Source organism: Flavobacterium frigidum (assembly GCF_048286735.1).
Lineage (GTDB): Bacteria > Bacteroidota > Bacteroidia > Flavobacteriales > Flavobacteriaceae > Flavobacterium.
The window spans coordinates 1-24314 of record NZ_JBLVPU010000027.1 but is presented as its reverse complement, the minus strand read 5'-3'; the positions used below and the strand labels follow the sequence as shown (position 1 = coordinate 24314).

Below are 24314 nucleotides of genomic sequence, written 5' to 3'. Positions count from 1 at the left end.
TCAATTAAGAAATAGCGTTTTTTTAAAAACCAGCAATAATGTTTATGAATTATTTAAGCTCCACTGGTACTCGTTTGCAACTAGTGCCTACTCTCCTCGCTACAGCACAAATCCTTTCTTGTGGTTTCTATTCAAATTATAAATTAACATTTTTAAACAAAATAAATCTAGAAAAATGGCTTTCATTTCATACTTATACCCTACAAAACTTGAGTGGTAACTAGTCATTGATCAGATGATAGTTTATCAAAAAGAACTTACATAAGTAGCATTGTCATCTTTATAAACTTTCCAATTGGTATTGGAGTAATTTACATCATCTACCGCTATTTTAAGAGTAGGCTGCATTAGACCTAAAATTTCCTCCTATAAAATTTACATTGTTACCGTTTTTTAAATTTAATTTCGTCAATAAATTATTAGCGCAAAGTAAATAATTAAGACTTCCAGTTGCAATAAGCGTATTCTTTGAAAGATCCAAATCCGTAAGTTTATTATTACTACATTTTAAATAAGTTAGTTTTAAATTATTGCTCAAATTTAAACTAGTGAGGTTATTATCTCCACAAGATAGTTTTACTAGTTGAGTATTTTTGCTGGTATTAAGAGTGGTTATTTTATTATATTCAGCATTAATGTCAATCAATGCGGGATTATTTGTTATATCTAATCCTGTCAATAGATTATAATTAGAAAGTAAAATTCTCAAGGCTGGATTTTTAGAAATGTCTAAAGTGCTTAATTGGTTACTACCAACCCATAATACTTCTAAAGTACTGTTGCTAGAAATATCCAAGTTTGTAAATTTACAATCATTAGCATATAGATTTACTAATGCAGTATTTTTAGAAACATCTAAAGTATTTACACTACTACTAACTGCTAGCTCTTTTAATAAAATATTTTTAGTTACGTCTACAGATGTAAGAGGATTTCTGTCGATAAACAATAAAGTCAATGCCGTGTGCTTTGAAACATCTAAACTAGTTACCAAATTAGAACTTAATTTTAATGAAACCAATGCTGTATTCTTTGAAATATCTAATGATGCTATTTTATTGAACGAAACATCAAGTAATTTTAATGCAGTATTATTAGAAATATCTATTGATGTAATCTTAACCACAGAAGCAGCATAAATATTAGAACAATAAAAATTTTCTAAGGCGGTAAAATCCTGAAGTCCCGTTAAATCTGCTACTCCTGAATCATTTAAAACCAATGTTTTTATCTTATTAATTTTATATGTAGGCACACTTCCATCAATTGGAGCTACATCGTGGCCTAGCTTGATTAATTTTTCTTCAAATTTAGCATCTGGGATCAGTGTTTTTACTGTCAAATCTCCTCCCATAGCCACAGCTACATTAGTCGTTTTACCTGCCGTTACACTAGCCTCTATAGTTTGAGAAATGTACAAAGGAAAAGAAACCATTAGGCTAACATTTCCTACAGGTAAATTGCTAAAACTAAAAACACCATTTGTTCCTACAGTAACACTTTTATCTTGTTGCCCTGTTTGTTTTAAGATTACGGTTGCTCCGGTAAGATTATTACTATCTTCTTTAACAGTTCCTGAAACTGAACCGACAGTTGCAACTGGTAATGTTGGTAATTCTGGAGCGTCGTCTTTGCTGCACGATGATGTAGTTAGGGCGATTATTGTAAGGAATAAGAAAAAAATTCTATTTACTTTTTCGAACTTAAATAATTCAGTTGTGTAATGGTTGTTCATAATGGTTATATTGGTTTAAATTATTACAAATTAACATATAAAATAGCTCAAAAGCAATCTCAAAATTATTAAAATTTATAATCACTTGAAGATTTAAAAGGGGATTAAAAAGAGAATTAGAAAGATGTAATATTTAAAACTCTAGCACACGAGTTGTCCCGCTGTCCGTTACAATCTCTTATGCCAAACCCTGGCACAAGAGGATTTTCACTGCCATCTGGGCTAGGTGAGAACGTTTTGTTTTCAGCACAATAAAAAACAGGAACAACGTTTTGTGTACTGCTTTTTGAATTATTCGTTTTGCAAACACCGCGTTTTGTTTAGACCTAATAGGTTTTTAAAACCTGTTAGGTCTAAGTCCTTATTCAACTCAGGATTTTGTAATTGGTGCACACTAGAATAGGAAACAAAAAACAAATTTAAATACTTCATTTAAAATAACTTAAAAGCTTCAAAAAATGAATCTTCTTTCTTTCAAGAAAATTTATAACTTTTTGAAGAATATAACTCATCGACTTGTTTTGTTTGTACAACTTTGTGGGCACGGAATGCAATTCCTCGCTATAGTAAGTAGAGACATATCCTCGCAATCGGGACTTTTTATCAAATACTAAGTTATGGTGGATTTATTCGCGATTCTCTTTTCAATTTTCAAGAGCAGTTTATTTCTAGCTTTATAAATATGCAATGTAAACACGTTCTGCTTTGTTTGACTGCGCTTAATCTCAGTTGGGAATAGCTCACAAATTTAACAGGTTTTTAAAACCTGTTAGGTCTGAGTTGTAATTGAACGTGGGTTTTAAAAAACAAAAACGCCATTTCAGTTAAGAAATAGCGTTTTTGTAAAAACGAGTACAAATAGTAAATAAATTATTTAACCATTACTTTTTTTACTGTTGTAGCATCATTACTAGTAAGGTAAATATAATAAATACCAGTAGGTAACTGTTCTAAATTTGCTGTAGAACTATTGCCCGTACTTGTAAATGGCACATTCATCAGTTTTCCTAAGGCATTATAAACTCTTATTTTATCAATTGCAACATTATCAAAGAATAATGCACCACTTGTAGGGTTAGGATACATACTTAATTTTTCAAATACAATTTCTGAAGTAGATAAATTGGTACATGATTCAGAATACGATGCAGCTGTGTCCTTACTCGATGACCAGTTGGCATCAGCATACGTTTTACTATCTACTTGAATACAAGTTAAATTAGGATTTCCTCTGGATATATAATAAGAAGCATTTGCATTGTATCCATTTTTTAAATTCAGGGTAGTCAATTGATTATCTCTTAAATTTAATTCTTTCAATACTTTATTGGTAGACACATCAAATTTTTGTAAGCTATTTTTATTAGCCTGTACAATTGTTAGTAGTACATTTTTACTAACGTCTAATGATGTTATCGTATTAAAATGACAATAAAGTTCAGTAAGTTTTAAATTCTTAGTCACATTCAATTGTGTCAAACTATTAATTGCACAGTCAAGTACTTCTAAATTTTTAAAATCTTCTATTCCTGTTAAATCTTTAATTTCCGAAAACTGTAAATTAATTGATTTTAAGTATTCGATACTGGTTGTTTTGACCTTTCCGTTTTTCCCGTCATTATCAATTCCTAGAGCAATTAATTTTTCTTCAAATTTAACATCAGGGATCGTGGTGTAAACCACAGTAGCAGTACAGTTTAATGAATAGTCAGATGTGACATCTTTTTGTGTAAAATTAGCAACAGCATATTCTACATTATCCACTAAAATACAAGAAAGGGCACTATTGTTTCTAGTATCTAGTATAGACAATAATGTATTTTTACCATTTTTTAAGTTCAAGGTAGTCAATACATTGTCTTTGCAAATAAGTGTTTCTAAAAGTACATTCTTAGAAAGGTCTAAACTAGCAATTTTATTATTTCTACAGCTTAGTGTTTTGAGCAGTACATTCTTGCTGACATCTAAAGCTGCTATCTGATTGACAAAACAAGCCAAATAAGAAAGGTTTATGTTTGTAGAAACATCTAGCGTGGTAATTAAATTATTGTTGCAATATAACTCTGTTAAAGCGATATTTTTACTAAGATCAATAGTGGTAAGTTCATTAGCGTTACAAATCAGAGTTTTTAGTGCTTTAAAATCTTGAATTCCCGTTAAGTCTTTAATCCCTGCATTGATTATACTAAGATCAGTTAGCAATGCTATACTTGCAGTTTTTACTTTTCCGTTTTTACCATCGGTATCGATGCCTAGTACTATTAATCGATCCTCAAAACGTCCGTCTGGAATCAAAGTGTAAGGCGTACAATCAGTTCCATTAAAAGAGGCAGTAGCATCTTTTTTGGTAGACCAATTAGCATTAGCATACGTCTCATCATCTACTAAAATGCATTTTAAATCAGGGTTATTAAAGAAGCGAACGCCTCCATTATTACTATTAGTAATTGGGATAGATGTGTTTTTTCCGTTTTTTATATTTAAACTTACTAAGTTATTGTTGCTACAAATAACTTGTGTTAATAATGGGTTTTTAGAAAAATCTAATGTTTTTATTTTATTTTCTTGACACCAAACTTGATATAACTTGACATTATTAGAAACATCTAAATTGGTTAATTGATTATTGTTACATAAAAAATAACCTAGAACTATATTCTTAGAAACATCAAGTGTGGTTAATAGATTATTAGTACATTCAAAATGAGATAGAGCTATATTTTTTGAAACATCAAGTGTGGTCAGTTGATTTCGAGAACAGTCTAAATAATTTAAGGCCAGATTTTTAGATAAGTCAAGTGTTGTTAATTGATTATTGTAACAAGAAAAAGTAGTTAAAGATACATTTTTAGAAATATCAAGTATGGTTAATCGATTAGAGTCACAAAATAATGAAGCTAAAGACACATTTTTAGAAACATCTAAAGTAGTTAATTGATTGTTTCTTAAGCTTAAAGAAGTTAAAGCAACAAAATCCTGTATTCCTGTTAGATTTGAAATTGAACTAGAATCAAGATTAATTGAGGTTACAGTAGCTATACTTTCTGTGGCTACTTTTCCGTTTTTACCGTCTCTATCAATACTAAGAGCAATTAATTTGTCTTCGAATTTTGCGTCAGGAATTAACGTATAAATGGTACAATCAATACTAAAACTAGCTATGGCATCTTTGGTAGTCGTCCAACTAGCAGCTGTAGCAATATCACCTACTTGAATACAAGTTAAACTTGAATTATTAGAACAATTTAGAGTAGCTATTGTAGTGTTTTTAGATAGATCTAATTTTTTCAATTGATTTCCAGAACAATTTAAAGTAGTCAAGGCTTTAAACCCTTCGATACCTTTTAAATCTATAATGCCACTATTACTAACATCCAACATAGTTATAGTTGCAATACTTGAGTTTAAGATTACACCATTTTTCCCATCAGTGTCAATTCCTAACGCAATGAGTTTGTCTTCAAATTTAGCATCTGGTATTTGTGTTATTAAGCTACAATCATACGGTGAGAAAAAAGCAAAAGAATCTTTTTTATCCGCCCAATTGGTGTTGGCGTAGGCAACATCGTCTACCACAATACAGTTTAGATTTGGGTTACTAGTAAGATTTATATTTATGTTAGCTAGTAAAGTATTTTTACCATTTTTGAGATTCAAACTGGTTAATTGGTTACTTGTTACATTAAGTCCGAATAAAGCTACATTTTTAGAAAGATCCAGTGTGGTTAATTTGTTATTTTGACATTGAAGACTTAATAAAGCCAAATTTTTAGCAAGATCTAGCGTGGTTAATTGATTATAATAACAATAAAGCTCTCTTAAAGCCAAATTTTTAGATAGATCTAGTGTAGTTAATTTGTTGACATAACTGTCTAGTCTAGTTAGCTCCACATTTTTAGAAAGGTCTATTGTGGTTAATTGATTGCTAGAACAATTAAGAAATGATAAAGCCACATTTTTGGTTATATCTAAGCTGGTTAAACCATTACTGTTACAATTCAAGTTTTTTAACGATACAAAATCTTGTATTCCGTTCAAGTCTGTTATCGAACTAGAAGAAACATCAAGTGAGGTTATGCCCGCTATACTTTGGGTAGCCACTTTACCGTTTTTACCATCTTTATCAATCCCTAGTGCAATCAGTTTATCTTCAAATTTAGCATCTGGAATTAACGTGTAAATAGTACAATCTAAACTAAAACTTGCTGTAGCATCTTTGGTAGTGTTCCATTTTTCAGCAGCAGCAATATCAGCTACTTGTATACAAGTTAAAGTAGAGCTACTAGAACAATTTAAAGTAGCTATTGCAGTGTTTTTAGAAAGATCTAATTTTTTCAATTGATTTCCCGAACAATTTAAAGTAGTCAAGGCTTTAAAACTTTCGATGCCTTTTAAATCTGTGATGCCATTATTACTCACATCTAATGTATTTATAGTTGCAATACTTGAACTTAAGACTACACCATTTTTCCCATCAGTGTCAATGCCCAAGGCAATAAGTTTGTCTTCAAATTTAGTATCAGGTATTTGTGTAATCAAGCTACAATCATACGGTGAGAAAAAAGCAAAAGAATCTTTTTTATTCGCCCAATTGGTATTGGCATAGTTAGTATCATCCACCAAAATACAGCTTAGATTTTGGTTTTGAGTAAGGTCTATATTATTTGTAGTAATTAAAGTGTTTTTTCCATTTTTAAGATTCAAACTGATTAATTTATTATATGAACAATCAAAATTTGATAAAGCCACATTTTTAGAAAGATCTAATGTGGTTAATTGGTTCCTCCTACAATCTAGTCTTGTTAAAGCGACATTTTTAGACAGATCTAATGTGGTTAATTGGTTGAAAGAAAAATAAAGAGTAGTTAAAGCCACATTTTTAGAAACATCAAGCGTTGTTAATTGATTGCTAGAACAATAAAGATATGATAAAGGCACATTTTTAGAAATGTCTAAGGTTGTTAATTGGTTGGTAGAACAATCAAGATTAGTTAAAGCTAGATTGTTAGAAACATCCAATCCAGTCATCCCATTCGCAGAAACACCTAAATAATTTAGCATCAAGTTCTTAGAGATATCTATACTTTTTATTTTATTATAACTAATATTCAAACTAGTTAAGACACTGTTATTGGAGACATCAATTTTTGTCAATAACCCATTCCCACCATTGGGCGAACCACTATTACCTGAGCAAATTAATGTTTTTAGAGCCACAAAATCCTCTATTCCAGTTAAATCAGCAATGGTTTTTGCGTCAAGAGTGAGTGATGTAACAGCTTTTATATTCGAAGTCAACACCTTACCATCAGGAGCACCAGAATCATACCCTAATTCAATTAATTTTTTCTCAAAATTAAGGTCAGGAATTGAAGTGTATAGTGGCCCTAAAGTAGCCGCATCAACTACAGAAATATTGTCTATCAAAATTTCTGAGTTCAAGGTACCAGTTGTCCAGATATCTACTTCTATAGATTCGCTTACGGTTGGGGTGTAGTCAAATTCTAATTTTCTCCATTCGGTGCTGGAAGTTACCGCAGTTGTTTTTTTAGCAATTTCTGTTTTAAAAGTACCTGGTTGGTGATACAAACTTAGGTCAATGGCCGAGAAAGTTCCTGTAACCAGTTTGTGATACATCGTAATGCGATACGTTTTACCGGCTACAACCGGAAAAAGCTCACTGTTGATGTAATTAAATGTACCGCTTGTAATTTGCATTTTTGTACTAGAGCTTCCATTTTGAGCAGATGAACTTTGGAATACTAATCCGCTAAAAGATCTGAACCATTTGTCTGGTTGTGAGGAGGATGTCCAGTTTTCGAAGTTTCCATTGGGCACCAAATTGGTTTGGGCTTGCAAGGTAATCGTCAAAAACATAAACATCAAAAGTAATTTTGTTTTCATAAAATATACACTGTTGATTTTTACTACAAAAGTATGATTTTTTTTAAAACTTTTTGAACTTTTTATCAAATACTAAGTTATGTTGGTTTTATAAGCGATTCTCTTTTCAATTTTCAAGAGCAGTTTAATTTCTAGCAATATAAATGTGCTATGTAAACACTTACTGCTTTGTTTTTATGAAGTTAATCTCAGTTGGGAATAGGTCAAATATTTATTTTATACCTAACAGGTTTTTAAAACCTGTTAGGTATAAGTTTTCATATAATTTTTGGAAATCACTTTCTGCATAACAGTATTTGCATCACGTTATTGGAGTGGGTGCGAAGTCGGGGACATTCGCACAGCAACTTGTAGTTTTTAAGGATGTTTTTTTTAAGGACACTTCGAGCAGCGGGGGTCAGAGACATTCGCGCAGCAGCCTGAAGTTTTTAAGAACGTTTTTTTTGAATACTTCGAGCAGCTGGGGGTTTTTGCTCCATCAGCTAATGATTTTTTTTCTAAAAAAAAATATTATCGATAAAGGAAAATAAGCCAAAAATAGATTTTTTGCCATATTCCATAAAAAAATAGATCTTCCTTCTGTAAAAGTAAAAAATAAAAGAATCGATGAATAAAAGATTATTGGAAACAAAAAAAAGTATTTTCTTTTCTCGCATTCATCTCTAAAAAAAAATCTTAAAAATGAACTGAAATACAAAATAGTAAAACAAAACAATTCTATAAAATAGACTAAACCCTCTTCTTTACTATGAAAACCTCCAGATAGATCTATTTTACACAACATTATAATTAGTATAGATCCTACTATGTAGTTAATAGCTCCATAAAGTTTAAACTTAAAAAAAATATAAAACATTAACACTACAATTATAATAACAAACAGCAACAATACTATTTCTAACTTCATAACTTTCTAATTTATAGTTATTTTATATGCCTCAATATCAAATACGCCATTAATATTGATTTTTCTTTGGACTCCTTTAATTCCCCTCTGGTGCTCGTTTGCAACGAGTACCTACTTACTTCATTTACGAAAATAAAGCGTTTGCAACGCGGATTACTTAGACAGATTACCCCTCTGGTGCTCGTTTGCAACGAGTACCTACTTACTTCATTTACGAAAATAAAGCGTTTGCAACGCGGATTACTTAGACAGATTACCATAAAGGTTCAACATTGAGGTTACAAAAAACAGTATTTTCTTCTTCATAATTTCTATAGCTGCTATTTACATAATCTCTTTCATGAAATACAATTTCCGCTTCAACTGGATTATAATGGATGTAGTTTACACGTTGTTCCATTTTTTCTAAAGTATCTAAGATAACGGGATGAAAACCATCTTTCCATAATTTATAATGTTTTGCTCTTCCTGATTTTTCAGCTTCAAAACTAAATTTTTTTAAAAGCCATTCGCGTCTACTTTCGGGATGTTCTTGTATTGCTTTAATTAATTTTTTTGAGGTATACTTTTTAAAATCACGTATCACATTTTGCAATTCCCCTTCAAGTGCTGTAACTATTAAATGAATATGGCTTGTCAAATAGACATAGGCATGCACACTCAATCCCTTTTCTTTAATACAATAATTCAAAGATTCATCTAAGATATTGCAATAAACGGGACGTGTAAATGAATCAACCCAATCAACAACGGTAATGGTAATAAAAGTAGGTACCGTACTATCTATGACTTTGTATTTCTCAGACATTTTTTTTAATCAAATGTATTGATTTTATAAGAAAAATTTACATGCATAAATTAACTCCTGTCTTAGTTAGCCGCGTTGCAAACGCTACGAATTGTTTTTAGAAGATAAATAGGCACTCGTTGCAAACGAGCGCCAGTGGGGGATACAAACTTAGGTCAATGGCCGAGAAAGTTCCTGTAACCAGTTTGTGATACATCGTAATGCGATACGTTTTACCGGCTACAACCGGAAAAAGCTCACTGTTGATGTAATTAAATGTACCGCTTGTAATTTGCATTTTTGTACTAGAGCTTCCATTTTGAGCAGATGAACTTTGGAATACTAATCCGCTAAAAGATCTGAACCATTTGTCTGGTTGTGAGGAGGATGTCCAGTTTTCGAAGTTTCCATTGGGCACCAAATTGGTTTGGGCTTGCAAGGTAATCGTCAAAAACATAAACATCAAAAGTAATTTTGTTTTCATAAAATATACACTGTTGATTTTTACTACAAAAGTATGATTTTTTTTAAAACTTTTTGAACTTTTTATCAAATACTAAGTTATGTTGGTTTTATAAGCGATTCTCTTTTCAATTTTCAAGAGCAGTTTAATTTCTAGCAATATAAATGTGCTATGTAAACACTTACTGCTTTGTTTTTATGAAGTTAATCTCAGTTGGGAATAGGTCAAATATTTATTTTATACCTAACAGGTTTTTAAAACCTGTTAGGTATAAGTCCTTATCCAATTCTATGAAATAACTTTCTGCATTACTGTATTTACACCAAGGGATTGGAGTGGGTGCGAAGTCGGGGACGTTCGCACCCATTTCTACATGCCGTTACAACTTTATCAAACTCAACATTCGTTGTATTTGGTAATATTATTCAAATTCATAACATCAACAATTGGAGTGTCTACTTTTTCTATTTTCAATAATCCTGAATCGGAGCTAGAAATTCTTTGAGGCGCTTTGATTTTAACATATAAGTCATCTAAGCTTTTGTAAATTGTAATAAACTATAAAAAACCTACATGACTTATATGTTTTAAAAAATAAGTTTGTTACACCTCAAACCCCAATTTTTCGCGCACTCTACCCAACACACCATTGGCAATAGCCGAAGCTTTCCCAGCACCTATTTTCAATAAGTCATCTACTTCAGGAAGGTTATTCATGTAATAGTTGTATTTTTCTCTTTCGGTTTTAAAAGTCTCACAAATTAATTCATATAACGCTTGTTTGGCATGACCATAACCGTAATTTCCGCCAAGGTAAAGTGCTTTCATAGCCGCGATTTGATCTTCATTGGCCAATAAAGAATAAATAGCAAATGCATTACAAGTATCGGGATTTTTAGGATCTTCCAGCGGCGTGCTGTCGGTTTCTATGCTCATGACTTGTTTGCGCAAGGATTTGTCATCCAAGAATATATTAATAATATTATTGGCTGATTTACTCATCTTTCCACCATTGGTACCCGGAATCAGCATGCTGTCTTCCTGAATTTTAGCTTCGGGAAGTACAAAGGTTTCGCCCATTTGGTGATTGAAGCGTGACGCAACATCACGGGTGATTTCTAAATGTTGCAACTGGTCTTTACCTACAGGAACAAACTCGGCATCGTATAATAAAATATCGGCCGCCATTAACATTGGATACGAAAACAGTCCAGCGTTTACATCTTCCAGTCTATCGGCTTTATCTTTAAACGAATGCGCCAAGGTTAAGCGTTGAAAAGGGAAAAAACAACTCAAATACCACGACAATTCTGCTGTTTGTGGCACATCAGATTGTCTATAGAAAACCACTTTATTTACATCTAAGCCACAAGCCAACCAAGCTGCGGCAGTGCTGTAAGTATTGGTTCGTAGGGTTTCACCGTTTTTGATCTGGGTGATAGAGTGTAAATCAGCAATGAAAAGAAAGGATTCGTTTTCGGGTTTATTGGATAATGCTATTGCGGGGATAATTGCGCCAAGTAGGTTTCCTAAATGTGGTGTTCCGGTACTTTGAACGCCGGTAAGTATTTTTGCCATTATTTCTTTTTTCTTAACCGCAAAGTTCGCAAAGATTTTCGCAAAGTTTGCAACGATTGTAAAGTTTTTCTATAAGGTAGATTTCCAAAGCAAATTCTTTTATTATTATTCGCCTTCGATTTCTTACTTTTGAACTTATGAAAGGATTAAAAATTATTTTTTGGGTACTGTGGCGCGTGTGGTTTTATATTTTAATGGCCATTCCCATATTGGTGATGTTTCCTTTTTTGGTGCTGTCTATATTGACTGAAAGTGGCTATCCTTATTTTTTTAAGATGGCTCGTATTTGGGCAAAATTCATTCTTTTTGGTATGGGATTTTACTATAAAATAGATAAAGAGCAGGAAATGCAGTATCAAAAAAGCTACATGATTGTTGCCAATCATACTTCTATGGCTGATATTATGTTGATGCTTGCTATTACTAGAAATCCTTTTGTTTTTGTAGGTAAAAAGGAGCTTTCAAAAATTCCTTTGTTTGGGTTTTTCTACAAAAGAACCTGCATTTTGGTTGACAGAGGGTCTACAAAAAGCAGAATGGAAGTTTTTGATCGGGCGCAAAAAAGAATCAATCAAGGTTTAAGCATTTGTATTTTTCCAGAAGGCGGAGTTCCTGATGATGAATCGATACTTTTAGATACTTTTAAAGATGGTGCTTTCCGCTTAGCGATTGAACATCAAATTCCGATTGTTCCCATCTCGTTTGCTGATAATAAAAAGCGATTTTCTTATACTTTTTTCAGCGGAAGCCCCGGTATTATGCGTGTTAAAATGCATGATCATGTTGATACTGGAGGTAAAACAGGAGTTGATCGCAAAAAAATTCGAGAGGATGTTCGCGACATAATTTACAATCAGCTAGTTGCTTTCGATTCAAATCCAATTAAAAGCTATAACTAACCCCAGAATATAGTCCAATAAATAAAGGTGTAAAGCCTCCTGAGTTATTTGAAAACGTATTCACTTGGTACTTTAGCATTGGTTCTACATTGATTTGAAATGATTCTAGTATTTTGTATCTAAATCCAAGTCCCACATTCGTACTAAAATGAATCGGATTTAAATTGTTTGCTTCGCCTAAATTCATATTGGTTTCTGAGGAAACTAACGCTATTTTATTTTGACTCAAAAACAAAGTACTAAAACCACCGATTAGGTTAATGCCAAATTTTTTGTCTAATACTGTATAGGAAACTTCAAATGGGATTTCATAATATCCCATTTTTTGATTGATAGCACCCGTATTTGTTTTTTGCAGGTCTTTTTCAAAAGGTGTTAGCGAATTGAGCGATGCTGCATTTTTGATTTCAATCAAGGCTTTTGATGAATACCGTATATTGGTAAGGTTGTTGTTTACCAGTCCCGTTGTATACACGACGTTATTTGTGTTGTATCCTAACGACAACCTGCTAATTCCGCTTCGTAAGGTTACTTTTTTAGAAATACCATACGTTATGCCAATTCCAAAACTTAAGCTGTTTTCGGCTGTTTTTTGATTTTCTAAAAATTGAGGATCAATAGCAGAACCGCCCGAATTGGGATTTAAATAAACCGCCGCAACATTGGGCGTAATGTGCCATTTTTTATTTTGGTTTTGTGCGATAACCTCCTTTTCGGACTCAGATTTGTTTTTAAGAATATCCTCTAGTTCGTTTGGGGTTTTTATGGACAGTTCAGATTGATGGTTTGTATCAATTACTGCAATGGACACGCGTGGGATATCTGCAACCTCACTTTTGCCAAAAGGCATTTTTTGAGAGGTGTTTTCAAGTATTAGATTTTTTTGTAAGCTGTTCTTTTCCTCTGCTATTGAATTGTTTTCATTTAGAGGATTGGTCGTTTTTTGTTTTATCGGTGAATGATTTTTTTGGAAATAAACGACATTAGATTTTTGATTCTTTTCTTGGTGTGAATTGATTTTAAATTGGTCAGGTGATGTAGAATTTTTTTCATTGTTTTTCACGGTTTTAATGGTGTTCACTATAACTTGAGGAATTCTATTTATTTCTAAAGCATTGCGCTCTTTTTTTATTGAACGAGTAATAGAATCCATGCTATCGAACGAATTTTTGATCATTTTAGTTTCTATAACCACATCTTTTTGAATATCATTTTTGGTAGCGGTGTACAATGCAAAGACGCCTAGAAGGAAAGTGGCCGCAATACCAGACGTTTTTATCCAGAAAGGAATACGTTTTTTGTCTTTATCTTTTTCTTTTAAAGCCAATTGAATGTTCTCCCATGCCTGTTTGCTGGCCTCTGATTCAAAATCTTTGAAGCGTTCTTGAAACAACCGATCTATGTTTTTCTTGTCGTTCATTGTGCCTGTGAATTTGTTTTGATTTTAGTGTGATGGTCTATTTTTTCTTTCAAAATAGCTCGGGCTCTAGCGAGATTTGACTTTGTTGTGCCAGTTGTAATTTGTAACATTTGAGCAATTTCCTTGTGAGAATAACCGTCGAGCACATAGAGACTGAATACTAATCTATATTGATCTGGTAACTCTTGTATGATTTGCAGTAGATAATCAATTGAGATGTTTTCGTCCTCAATTTCGACATTTTCCTCATTAATTGCTTCGTTGATGACTTCCATATAGCGTACACCTCTGAATTTTTGAAGCGCATTATTAATCATTACTTTCTTTGCCCAACCTTCAAAAGAACCTTTAAAAGTAAACTGTTCGATTTTGTCAAAAATAAGTATAAAACCATCTTGCAGGTTGTCTTGGGCATCGGCAAAATTGCTAGAGTATTTTAAGCAAACACCAAATAATTTCTTAGAAAATAGATGGTAAAGTTGCTCTTGTGCCTTAGGGCATTTTTTTTTACAATCAGCAATTATTTGATCTAATCCCACAGATATTAGCCTATTATTTAGTTGGTAACGGGCACTTCTACTTCTTCAAATTGGTTGACACCATTGGCGTCCTTTCCTTTATAAAATTTAAAAATATACGAACCGGTATTGGTTACATAAAAATTAAAAGTAACTTCTGATTGTGCTGGTACTACCTGTGCACATGCTTGATCTTTATCAACGGCAGTTTGAATAGCGATGGTTCTTGTATTCAAGTCTTTACTGTAATATATTCCTTGATAGAAGTGGCATTCCGTGGGTCTTGTAAATTTTAATGTGATTTCGTACGTTTCTCCTAATTTAAAAGTGGTAGGAATGATGAAGCTGTCTATTGGATTGACTTCATAACTGTAATTGGATTGGTCATTGTCTGTGCTGCAACTTATTAAAGTCAATAAAATAAAAGTGAGTAAAATAAATTTTTTCATTTGTACTAGTTTTAAAGTTATTATTCCGCTCGTTTTTAAGAACTAAAAACGATTTTAGTATTGGATGGTTAATTATAAAAAAGGTTGCGTTGTTCATAAAAAAAACCCGAGAATATCGGGTTTTAAGGTTTAAGCTTCAGCTAATTCTTTTATTCTAGCTTTAATTTTTTCTTCTAATTCATCCGCCAATTCCGGATTGTCTTTGATCAATGATTTAACAGCATCTCGGCCTTGTCCTAATTTGGTTTCGCCATAACTGAACCATGATCCTGCTTTTTTGATGATTTCAAATTCTACAGCAAGATCTAAAATCTCTCCTGTTTTTGAAATTCCTTCACCATACATGATGTCAAATTCAGCAATTTTAAATGGTGGAGCTACTTTGTTTTTTACGACTTTTACTTTAGTTCTGTTTCCAAGTACGTTGTCACCATCTTTAATTTGAGTAGAACGACGAATATCTAAACGAACTGAGGCATAAAATTTCAATGCATTTCCTCCTGTTGTTGTTTCTGGATTTCCAAACATAACCCCAATTTTTTCTCTTAATTGGTTAATGAAGAATACCGTACAATGAGTTTTACTAATGGTTCCAGTTAATTTACGCAAGGCTTGTGACATCAAACGCGCGTGAAGACCCATTTTTGAATCTCCCATTTCTCCCTCAATTTCACTTTTAGGAGTCAAAGCTGCCACCGAGTCAATAACTACAATGTCTATGGCTCCAGAACGAATTAAATTCTCTGCGATTTCAAGGGCTTGTTCTCCATTATCAGGTTGCGAAATAATCAAGTTTTCTATATCTACACCTAATTTTTCAGCATAATTTCTATCAAATGCGTGTTCTGCATCAATAAAAGCTGCAATTCCTCCTGCTTTTTGTGCCTCGGCAATGGCGTGAAGTGTCAAGGTTGTTTTTCCAGAAGATTCTGGACCGTATATTTCAATGATTCGTCCTCGTGGATATCCACCAACTCCAAGAGCTAAATCAATCCCTAAAGATCCAGATGAAATAGTTTCTACTTCTTCAATGGCCTTGTCACCCATTTTCATAACCGTACCTTTCCCGTAGGTTTTGTCGAGTTTGTCAAGCGTGAGTTGTAGCGCTTTTAATTTGGATTCTTTTTCTGTACTCATCTTCTCTTTTACCTTTTCTTTCATCTATTTGTATTATTTTATAACGGTAAGAAACTGATAGAATGACTATTTATCCTATCAGTTTCATTTGTAAACTGAATATTTGTTTTGTAAAAATACTTCTTTTTTTAATTAAAAATTTCGCTTTCAAGAATATTTTAAATTAAAAATTACAAGTCAATAATGCGATTTAAGTGAACAAAGCTTTCAGTTCCGTTGCATCGTGAGGATTGAGTTTCCCAGCAAGCACTAAACTCAATTGTTTGCGTCTCAAGGCTGCTTCAAAACGTTGTTTTTCTAGTTCAGTTTCAGGTATTATTTGCGGTACTTCAACAGGTCTTCCCGTATCATCAACGGCGACAAAAGTATAAATGGCTTCGTTGGCTTTAGTTTTGTTTCCAGATTCACGGTCTTCTACCCAAATATCAATATAGATTTCCATCGAACTTTTGAAAGAGCGGGAAACTTTGGCTTCGACCGTAACGACACTTCCTAGCGGAATGGCTCTGTTAAACGCCACGTGATTTACAGATGCTGTTACAACAATTCTTCGGGAATGTCTTCTTGCTGCAATACTTGCTGCGCGATCCATTCGGGCTAATAATTCACCGCCAAAAAGATTATTCAAAGGGTTTGTTTCACTTGGTAAAACTAAATCAGTGAGTATTGTTAAGGATTCAGAAGGATATTTTGGATTCATATTTTTAAAATAAAAAGTAAAATATTATTATATAAGATAATGAGTTTAGTTCAACCAATACACAGCTAGTATTGCGGGGATGAAATAAATCACAATGGTTCTTGCGCCATCATAATCTTTAGCAAGGCGCTGGCCAAATAGTAACATCAATAAGGTAACACAAGAAAAAACGGCACCGTAGAAACCAAAAACTCTTCCGTTATTGATCAATAGTTCGATACAACCGACCACACATAAAATTCCGGAAATCAATTCTAGAATTAAAATAGTAGCCAAAGCTAATGGGACTTGATTTTTTAAAGGTGTCTTTGCAAAGTGGCCTTTCAACCAATCGATATTGTCTTTCCAATAAAAAAGTTTGTCGTATCCAGATTGTAAAAAAGTAATGGCCAAGAAAATTAAGATTAAGATAGAGGTAATGTTGTTCATTTTTTTTATTTTTTATGAATTAATCGAGTGAGTTTTATAGATAAATCGGTTAAAATAATTTTGGCGTTCCCGTTGCGCTCAATGTGATACATAGCCTCCGAAAGTTCTGTAAAAATAGCATTGATATTGTTGCTATTTACAAATGGTGCAAATTTCCCCAGTTCAAATTTCTCCACTTGAGGTTCCATGTAAACTAAGCTTGGTGTTTGATAATTTAACAAAAGCGCTTGGCGAAACATTTCGATACAAAAATGTAGAAATTTCTTTTGGGTTTCTCTTCCTAAACCCGCTATTTGTTCACTCCACAGAATCAAATCTTGAATCGCTGCCGCATTTCCTTTTGCTCTAAATGCCGCTCGTACCCAATCTACAAACCATTTTTCAAAAAAAACGGATTCGCTATCGGGTTGCAGTAATTGCAGTGCTTTGTTAAAATTTCCCTGTGCTTGATGTGCTATTTTCAAGGCTGTTTTTGGGTCAATATTTTTTTTCGAAACTAAGGCGTCGGCGATATCGGCTTCGGGTAATCCATTGAAATGAAGCACTTGGCATCGAGAGCGAATGGTTTGAATGATATCTTCCTCGTTTTCCGAAATAAGAATGAAAACTGTTCTCTCGGTAGGTTCTTCCAATAATTTTAATAATTTATTGGCGGCAGCGGTATTCAATTTATCTGCCATCCAGATAATCATTACCTTATAGCCACCTTCATAGGATTTTAAAGCAAGTGATTTTAAAATTTCTTGTGCATCATCTACCCGGATCTCTCCTTGTTTATTTTTAATACCTAATATTTGATACCAATCAAATAGACTGGCATACGGATTTTGCTCTAGAAATTCGCGCCATTCTCTGATGAAATCAATGCTTTTTGGTTTTGTTTTTACATCTTCGGTACTTACGGTTGGGTAAATAAAATGCAAATCAGGATGCGCTGTTTTTAGAAATTTGATGTTGCAAGCAGGGTTAGAACTATCGTTTTCTGCATTTTGATTGTTGCAAATAATATATTGTGCATAGGCTATAGCCATTGGTAAAGTCCCACTTCCTTCCGGTCCAATAAACAATTGCGCATGTGGAATTCTTCCTAGATCAGCACTTTTTGTCAAATGACTTTTAATATGTTCTTGTCCTAAAATTTCTGAAAATAGCATGAAGCAAAGATAGAAGAAAATGGTTTAGTCTAAAATTTTTACAGGGCAAAGTTTATCGACAAACAGCTTATAAATGTCTGCTTTAAATTATGAGAATTGCTTTCATATTTTTGCGGATTGCATTAAATTAGTGTTTTATAGAAGTAAAAACTAGTGTGAACGGCTACCTAAATTTTAGTCATTGACAAGTATCAATTTAAGTACCAATTTGACAAATTTAGGTAGATTTAGGCATCAATAATATAATGGTAAAACGCTATTTTTTTTTGTTGAAAAGAGTTGAATAAAATATTGAATAATTAGTAAAAAGAATGGTATTTTCTGCATTTAATTTCGTAAGCTTTTGATTTTAAAAGTGAATTAAGTTTAAAAAAAGTCATTAAAATGATTCTAAAAGCGTTACAAATATCAGTTTATAGCTACAATAAATAGTTTGTAAATTGCAAATTTATTTGTTTTTATGGCACTGTTAAATTTTTACTTTATGAAGTAATATCTTATTTTTTATTCTTTTATTTTGTGCTTTTTTTTGTATGAAATAAAACCAAAAACAAAAGTCTTAAATAATTTATTAACAGTACTTTAAGTTCATTATTTTGAATTTATATTGTTTTTTTTTGGTATTTTTTACATTAATAAATCTTACATTTTTTTATTTTTTTTATTTTAGGTAAAAATAAAAAAAACCGACTAACTGCTTGTTTTGTCGACCATTTACTTTTATTTTTCCATTTGCAACGTTTTTTTAGTTAAAATAATTAACAGTAAATGTTTTTTATTTTGGTTTTATTGCTTAGTTTTGGAGCATACTACTAATTATAAAGTTCAGATTATGAAGACAAATATTGTTTTTTTAAGTATTTTTTTAAGTACCGCAAGCGTAGGGTTTTCTCAAAATAAAGTTGTTGTTCAGAGTATTATAAGTAGAGATGCTGCGATTAGAAAATACCACGAGTTAGATGAATTAAAAGCGATGCAAAAAGGGCAACTTGCAGAATTGTATACGGAGCGTTTTAGAGTTTTGACAAAAATTTTGCCAAATATCGCTTTGGCTAAAACTCCAGGGGTCACAATTGCAGATTTAGGCATTCCAAATGATTCTGAAAATAGGAAAACGATGGAGGCGCAATCAGCAAGTACAACTGTATTTATAACACAAACAGAAGATTTTCAAAAAAAAATGCTGCCTTATTCAGATAAAAACACCTTGATATCAGCAATTTTATTTTATGAAAGCACATTAAAATCATTACATGAATTTGAAGGTTTGTAGGCTGATGGTCCAAGTTTTCAATTCAATAAATAATTTATTAATTTAATTTTTACATCCAATGAAAAAAATTACTCAAACAATAGCAATGTTTCTTTTGGTGTTTTTCAGTGCGAATGCACAACAAGAAAAAGGGATCACAGGTTTAAACAATTGGTTGAATAACTGGACCGAATTCAAGCCTAACAAGGTGGAGTATGGCGAGGCGAATCAAATACTAGCTGGAAACATTTCAGTCAATACTAAGTTGTTAAAGAGAAACATATACTTAATTCAAGGTAATGTTTATGTAACTAACAATGCCGTTTTAACTATTGAGCCAGGAACTGTAATTATTGGAGACTTTGAATCAAAAGGTACTTTGGTAATAACTAAAGGAGCTTCAATGATAGCAGATGGTTTAGAAACAGATCCTATCGTTTTTACTTCAAATAGAAGTTTAAAGAAAGCAGGGGATTGGGGTGGAATAATAATTTTAGGAGATGCGCCAATCAATAAATGGGGAGGCGTAGCATCGGTTAGTCCCGCTAATTCTTATTTAAATCCATTGCTAACTTCTTATGGTGGATTGAATGCGTCTAGCTCATCGGGTATATTACGATATATGAGAATTGAGTTTGGTGGAGCTAAATTAGCAAATGGTGGTGGAAATCTAAATTCATTATTGATTGCTGGAGCTGGAAACAAAACGGTTATTGAAAATATAATGGTTAGTTTTTCTGGTGGAAACTCAGTTGAAGTATATGGAGGTGATCTTAATATGAACCAAATGGTTTCTTTCAAATCGAGTAATGATGATTACAGATTTAATTATGGAGCACAATGTCGAATTACTAATTCGTTAGCAGTTCGTTCCTCATTTTTATCCAGTAAATTAGGTTCAAGATGTTTAGACATAGCATCCTATGATAAAAAAGAGGAAGTTGATTTAGCTAAGAAACAAACATTTGTTGTAGCAACCAATTTAACTTTTGTGAACAATAGTACAAGTATTCTTGCTGATATTGAGTCAGGTTTGGTAAAAGAGGCTATTTATGTAGCTGAAAATACAACCTTACAATGTAAAAAAACAGTGATTTCGGGTTTTAAACCGGCAATCTTGTTAGATAGCAACATACAAATTAATTCAGAAAATCTTAATAAGATTAAATTAGATGCATTGCATATCAATAATTGTAAAGGCAACATTTTTACAGTTGACAACTCTAATAACGACGATTTAGAAAGTCATTACGGACAACCTGCTTTCAATAATTATTTTTCAAACACAAATAATTCGGAGACATTTATTGATTTTTCTAACGAGAAAAAGCCAGATTTCCGCTTACAAATATCAAAATTTACAGCATCAAAATAGATTGGATGGTAATAATTTGATTAGTAAGCATCATAAATATTGATTTTATAATAAGATATGAAATGTAGCTCCACCGCCATTTTAAATAAATATATTATTTTTTTTATTTTGGTGGTTTTTCCATCGACTGCCTCATTATGTGCACAAGTAGCAATTGGCAAACCCACACTTGGGTTTAGCCAAATTTGTGCTAATCCTAGTTTTAATACTTTTGAAGTTAGTTTCTCATTCTCACCTGCGGGATCTTTAAGCCCAACGAATCAATTTTTTTTAGAACTTTCAGACCCTGCTGGAAATTTTGGAACCCCCATAGCGCTTAATTATACTGAGAAGCCGCTAACAGCTACCCCAACATCTAGAACGTTTGTTTTTTCAGTTCCTACCAATACGGCTGGCGAACTCTATCAATTACGTGTTAAAAGTACAGCTCCAGCTTCTATAAGTCAATTATCTAATATTTTTGCTGCGTACTATAAAATTCAAGATTCACAATTTACTATCAATAATTTCAATGGAACTGCAACTTATTGTACTGGAGGCTCATTGGTTTTAAGGATAGACAATCCAGGTACAGGAACAAACGATTCTCCATTAAAATATCCTTCACTTACTTTTAAATGGTTTAAAGAACCGAGTTTAGTTCCAATTGCTACTACAGCAAGTTTAACAGTAAACCAACCTGGACGTTATTACGTTGAGACTAATTACGGAACATGTACTTCTGATTCCTACTCAAACAGAGTTACAGTTTCTGAAGCTACGGGAGTTACAGCAACTATAACTTCAAGTAAAGGAAACCCTTTTTGTCCTTCAACTGGCCCTACAACGTTGAGCACTCAAACAGGAAATTCGTACCAATGGTTTAAAGATGGCGCAGCTATTTCAGGTGCAATAAGTCAACAATATCAAACAAGTACAGCGGGGCAATACGCTGTAAAGGTTGATTTTGGTAGCTGTAGTTCGACACCTACTATAACTCTAGAAGACGTACCATTTACCAGTTCTTTAAACGTTTCTGCCACAACAATTATAAATGAAGGCGAAACAAAAACGGTTATCGCTACAACTAACGCGGTTAATCCTGTTTTTGAATGGTATCGAAACAGTACTATAATTGCCGGAGCAACCACCAATACTTTGGATGTTACCCAAGAAGGCAATTATACGGTTGTTATCAAACAAACATCAGGTTGTGTATCCCAAAAAACACTCCCCTTTGAAATTAAATTTCCGTTTGTAGATCCCAATGTAGTTTTAATTCCAAATTATATAAGCCCAAATAATGATGGCGTAAACGATACTTGGATTTTACCACAAGAGTATGTAAGCGGATCAAACACAGAAATTGTGTTATTAAATTCAAGAGGCGAAGTTGCTTTACAAACAAATAATTATCAGAATAATTGGCCGGAAAACAAACTTGATTTTAAGTCTGTGAATCCCATTTATTATTACATAATTACAACAACAGACAATAAAGTAAAAAAAGGTTCTATCACCGTAGTCAAGTAGTATGAAAAGTAGGTTTTTAATTTTAGTTTTTTTTTTCTGTTCACTACAGGCACTCTACTCTCAAGAAGGGGGAGTAGCTTCATTTGATATACCCGTTAGAAATTCGATGAGGTTTAATAAATTTTTATTAAATCCCGCTTTTAGTTTTGCTAGAGAACAAAACTCATATATTACACTCTTCAACAAACGAGAATGGGTACAGTTTGACAATGCTCCTCAAACGTATTTAGTAAGTTATTCCGGTCGCTTTAGAGAAAATCAAGGCGTATCATTGGGCGTTTTTCAACAAAATTATGGGGTACTCACGACTTTTGGCGGAGTAGCCAATTTTGCACAAAATGTGTATTTGGACCAAGACAGTAACCTTACTTTTGGTGTTAATTTAGGTTTTTATAAAAGTGGCATTAATAACGGAAAGGTCATTACCAATTATCCAGATCCAACTTTAGAAACAATACCTTCTAATTCTCTTTTTACTTTAAGCCCTGGGATCAATTATGGAAATGCTTTTTTTGATTTTGGATTGGCTGTAAAAAATGCAGTTTTATATAATCTTCAAAGTTCCAATTTAGTACAAGATGATCCATCTCGCAGCATACAAGCACACTTAATGTATACCGGATTTATTGATAGTTATGGTTTTTTTGACAGAAGCAAATTTTCAGGACTGATTCGTGCTGAAAGTAAAAAAGAGCAGACTATTGTTTCAGGATTAGTAATGTTCAGTATTCCAAAAGGAGTCTGGGCACAAGCTGGTTACAATAGTTTTCATGGAGTTTCAGGGGGAATTGGAATGAATGTAACTCCAAGAATCGCATTAGAGTATAATTATGAAAAAGCATTAGGTAGCTTTTCACAGTTTGGACCTTCGCATGAATTAGTTTTGGCTTACAAATTCAAAAGTGATTATAGCGATGATGACGAAGAAGAAGGAGCTATAATCCCAGCTGCTGAAGACAGGAGAGCTGCCCCTTCAAAAGCTGTTGTAAAACCTACGGTTAAATCAGATGCGGATATTCAGATAGAAAATGAGCTAAAAGCAGCCCGACAAAAAGCAATAGCAGATGCAAGAGCTACGGCTGATGCACTTGCACAAACGAGGTTAGAGAATGCTGCTAAGGCCAAAGCATTGTTCGAAGAAAATCGATTAAAAAGAGAAAAAATTGCTGCTGATGCTGCTGCCAAAGCGAAGGCAATCGCAGATGCTAAAGTGAAACCAACACCAGCACCAGTTGTTGCAAAACCACCTGTGGCAGTTGTACCAGATGCAAAAGCAATAGCTGATGCAAAAGTAAAAGCCGATGCTGCAGCCAAAGCCAAATTAGCCGCAGCTGCCAAAGCAAAAGCTGATGCTGATGCAAAAGCGAGACTAGCTGCAGGAGCAAAAGCTAAAGCCGATGCTGACGCGAAATTGGCAGCAGCTGCAAAAGTCAAAGCTGATGCTGACGCCAAAGCTAAATTGGAAGCAGACGCTAAAGCGAAACTGGCCGCTGATGCAAAAGCAAAAGCCGATGCAGACGCTCGTGCAACATTATCGGAAGAGGCCAAAGCAAAAGCTGATGCTGACGCCAAAGTTAAAGCAGACTCTGATGCGAAAGCTAAATTAGAAGCTGACGCTAAAGCAAAAGCCGATGCTGATGCCAAAGCTAAATTGGAAGCTGATGCGAAAGCTAAATTAGAAGCAGACGCCAAAGCAAAAGCCGATGCAGACGCTCGTGCAAAGTTATCGGAAGAGGCCAAAGCAAAAGCTGATGCTGACGCCAAAGTTAAAGCAGACTCTGATGCGAAAGCTAAATTAGAAGCAGATGCAAAAGCAAAAGCCGATGTAGACGCTCGTGCAAAATTATCGGAAGAGGCCAAAGCCAAAGCAGATGCTGATGCTCAAGCGAAACTAGCTGCAGATGCAAAAGCAAAAGCCGATGCTGATGCCAAAGCTAAATTGGAAGCTGAGGCTAAAGCAAAACTAGCATCAGATGCGAAAGCCAAAGCAGACGCTGATGCGAAACTAGCTTCAGATGCAAAAGTTAAAGCCGATGCCGACGCTAAAGCTAAACTGGCTGCAGATGCGAAAGCAAAAGCTGATTCAGAAGCTAAA

17 protein-coding genes are annotated in these 24314 nt (G+C 33.3%); 5 read left to right on the top strand and 12 right to left on the bottom strand.

Features of this window, described 5'->3' with window-relative positions; genetic code table 11:
• Positions 1–331 precede the first annotated feature (331 nt).
• The 5 genes from ACNQGO_RS13910 to trpS form a co-directional block, all read right to left on the bottom strand.
• Positions 332–1735 (bottom strand): carboxypeptidase regulatory-like domain-containing protein, encoded by a 1404-nt coding sequence (locus tag ACNQGO_RS13910; RefSeq protein WP_417947362.1) that lies wholly within the window; start codon positions 1733–1735, stop codon positions 332–334.
• Positions 1736–2605: 870 nt separating this feature from the next.
• Positions 2606–7639 carry a leucine-rich repeat domain-containing protein gene (locus ACNQGO_RS13905; protein WP_417985637.1) on the bottom strand — a complete coding sequence of 1678 codons (5034 nt, stop codon included), beginning with the start codon at positions 7637–7639 and terminating at the stop codon, positions 2606–2608.
• 1160 nt (positions 7640–8799) lie between these two features.
• Entirely contained in the window at positions 8800–9354 is a 555-nt protein-coding gene (locus ACNQGO_RS13900; protein ID WP_417947804.1) for an REP-associated tyrosine transposase, read from the bottom strand.
• 97 nt (positions 9355–9451) lie between these two features.
• Positions 9452–9817 carry a hypothetical protein gene (locus tag ACNQGO_RS13895; RefSeq protein WP_417985636.1) on the bottom strand — a complete coding sequence of 122 codons (366 nt, stop codon included), beginning with the start codon at positions 9815–9817 and terminating at the stop codon, positions 9452–9454.
• 582 nt (positions 9818–10399) lie between these two features.
• Positions 10400–11374 (bottom strand): tryptophan--tRNA ligase, encoded by a 975-nt coding sequence (gene trpS / locus ACNQGO_RS13890; protein ID WP_417985635.1) that lies wholly within the window; start codon positions 11372–11374, stop codon positions 10400–10402.
• 137 nt (positions 11375–11511) lie between these two features.
• Here trpS and ACNQGO_RS13885 point away from each other — a divergent pair, with 137 nt between their 5' ends.
• Positions 11512–12273: a lysophospholipid acyltransferase family protein gene (locus tag ACNQGO_RS13885; RefSeq protein WP_417985634.1), complete on the top strand. Its 762-nt coding sequence runs from the start codon at positions 11512–11514 to the stop codon at positions 12271–12273.
• Here the strand turns inward: ACNQGO_RS13885 and ACNQGO_RS13880 are convergent.
• From ACNQGO_RS13880 to ACNQGO_RS13850, 7 genes are all read right to left on the bottom strand, one after another.
• On the bottom strand, positions 12257–13693 hold the full coding sequence (locus ACNQGO_RS13880) for a hypothetical protein (RefSeq protein WP_417985633.1): 1437 nt from the start codon (positions 13691–13693) through the stop codon (positions 12257–12259). The two genes, ACNQGO_RS13885 and ACNQGO_RS13880, sit on opposite strands and share 17 nt — an antisense overlap.
• Entirely contained in the window at positions 13690–14232 is a 543-nt protein-coding gene (locus ACNQGO_RS13875; RefSeq protein WP_417985632.1) for an RNA polymerase sigma factor, read from the bottom strand. Before ACNQGO_RS13875 ends, ACNQGO_RS13880 begins: the two co-directional genes overlap by 4 nt.
• A gap of 17 nt (positions 14233–14249) precedes the next feature.
• Positions 14250–14660: a hypothetical protein gene (locus ACNQGO_RS13870; protein ID WP_417985631.1), complete on the bottom strand. Its 411-nt coding sequence runs from the start codon at positions 14658–14660 to the stop codon at positions 14250–14252.
• Between the two features lie 129 nt (positions 14661–14789).
• Positions 14790–15797: a recombinase RecA gene (gene recA / locus ACNQGO_RS13865; RefSeq protein ID WP_035674074.1), complete on the bottom strand. Its 1008-nt coding sequence runs from the start codon at positions 15795–15797 to the stop codon at positions 14790–14792.
• A 190-nt stretch (positions 15798–15987) separates the two neighbouring features.
• Positions 15988–16497, bottom strand: coding sequence for an acyl-CoA thioesterase (locus ACNQGO_RS13860; protein ID WP_417968288.1), 510 nt, complete (start codon positions 16495–16497; stop codon positions 15988–15990).
• A gap of 45 nt (positions 16498–16542) precedes the next feature.
• Positions 16543–16926 (bottom strand): DoxX family membrane protein, encoded by a 384-nt coding sequence (locus tag ACNQGO_RS13855; protein WP_417948124.1) that lies wholly within the window; start codon positions 16924–16926, stop codon positions 16543–16545.
• A gap of 5 nt (positions 16927–16931) precedes the next feature.
• On the bottom strand, positions 16932–18080 hold the full coding sequence (locus tag ACNQGO_RS13850; RefSeq protein WP_417985630.1) for a DNA polymerase III subunit: 1149 nt from the start codon (positions 18078–18080) through the stop codon (positions 16932–16934).
• Between the two features lie 832 nt (positions 18081–18912).
• Here ACNQGO_RS13850 and ACNQGO_RS13845 point away from each other — a divergent pair.
• From ACNQGO_RS13845 to ACNQGO_RS13830, 4 genes are all read left to right on the top strand, one after another.
• Entirely contained in the window at positions 18913–19353 is a 441-nt protein-coding gene (locus ACNQGO_RS13845) for a hypothetical protein (protein ID WP_417985629.1), read from the top strand.
• Positions 19354–19411: 58 nt separating this feature from the next.
• A complete protein-coding gene (locus ACNQGO_RS13840; RefSeq protein WP_417968293.1) occupies positions 19412–20707 on the top strand; it encodes a hypothetical protein in 1296 nt (431 codons plus the stop codon).
• 57 nt (positions 20708–20764) lie between these two features.
• A complete protein-coding gene (locus tag ACNQGO_RS13835) occupies positions 20765–22219 on the top strand; it encodes a T9SS type B sorting domain-containing protein (RefSeq protein WP_417985628.1) in 1455 nt (484 codons plus the stop codon).
• A 1-nt stretch (position 22220) separates the two neighbouring features.
• The coding region (locus ACNQGO_RS13830) for a PorP/SprF family type IX secretion system membrane protein (protein WP_417985627.1) at positions 22221–24314 on the top strand (2094 nt) is incomplete at its 3' end.

Coding starts and splice junctions, on each gene's coding strand:
- ACNQGO_RS13840 (WP_417968293.1), top strand. CDS start 19,412: ATGAAAAAAATTACTCAAACAATAGCAATGTTTCTTTTGGTGTTTTTC.
- recA (WP_035674074.1), bottom strand. CDS start 15,797: ATGAGTACAGAAAAAGAATCCAAATTAAAAGCGCTACAACTCACGCTT.
- ACNQGO_RS13860 (WP_417968288.1), bottom strand. CDS start 16,497: ATGAATCCAAAATATCCTTCTGAATCCTTAACAATACTCACTGATTTA.
- ACNQGO_RS13870 (WP_417985631.1), bottom strand. CDS start 14,660: ATGAAAAAATTTATTTTACTCACTTTTATTTTATTGACTTTAATAAGT.
- ACNQGO_RS13885 (WP_417985634.1), top strand. CDS start 11,512: ATGAAAGGATTAAAAATTATTTTTTGGGTACTGTGGCGCGTGTGGTTT.
- ACNQGO_RS13835 (WP_417985628.1), top strand. CDS start 20,765: ATGAAATGTAGCTCCACCGCCATTTTAAATAAATATATTATTTTTTTT.
- ACNQGO_RS13850 (WP_417985630.1), bottom strand. CDS start 18,080: ATGCTATTTTCAGAAATTTTAGGACAAGAACATATTAAAAGTCATTTG.
- ACNQGO_RS13910 (WP_417947362.1), bottom strand. CDS start 1,735: ATGAACAACCATTACACAACTGAATTATTTAAGTTCGAAAAAGTAAAT.
- trpS (WP_417985635.1), bottom strand. CDS start 11,374: ATGGCAAAAATACTTACCGGCGTTCAAAGTACCGGAACACCACATTTA.
- ACNQGO_RS13845 (WP_417985629.1), top strand. CDS start 18,913: ATGAAGACAAATATTGTTTTTTTAAGTATTTTTTTAAGTACCGCAAGC.
- ACNQGO_RS13855 (WP_417948124.1), bottom strand. CDS start 16,926: ATGAACAACATTACCTCTATCTTAATCTTAATTTTCTTGGCCATTACT.
- ACNQGO_RS13880 (WP_417985633.1), bottom strand. CDS start 13,693: ATGAACGACAAGAAAAACATAGATCGGTTGTTTCAAGAACGCTTCAAA.
- ACNQGO_RS13900 (WP_417947804.1), bottom strand. CDS start 9,354: ATGTCTGAGAAATACAAAGTCATAGATAGTACGGTACCTACTTTTATT.
- ACNQGO_RS13895 (WP_417985636.1), bottom strand. CDS start 9,817: ATGAAAACAAAATTACTTTTGATGTTTATGTTTTTGACGATTACCTTG.
- ACNQGO_RS13905 (WP_417985637.1), bottom strand. CDS start 7,639: ATGAAAACAAAATTACTTTTGATGTTTATGTTTTTGACGATTACCTTG.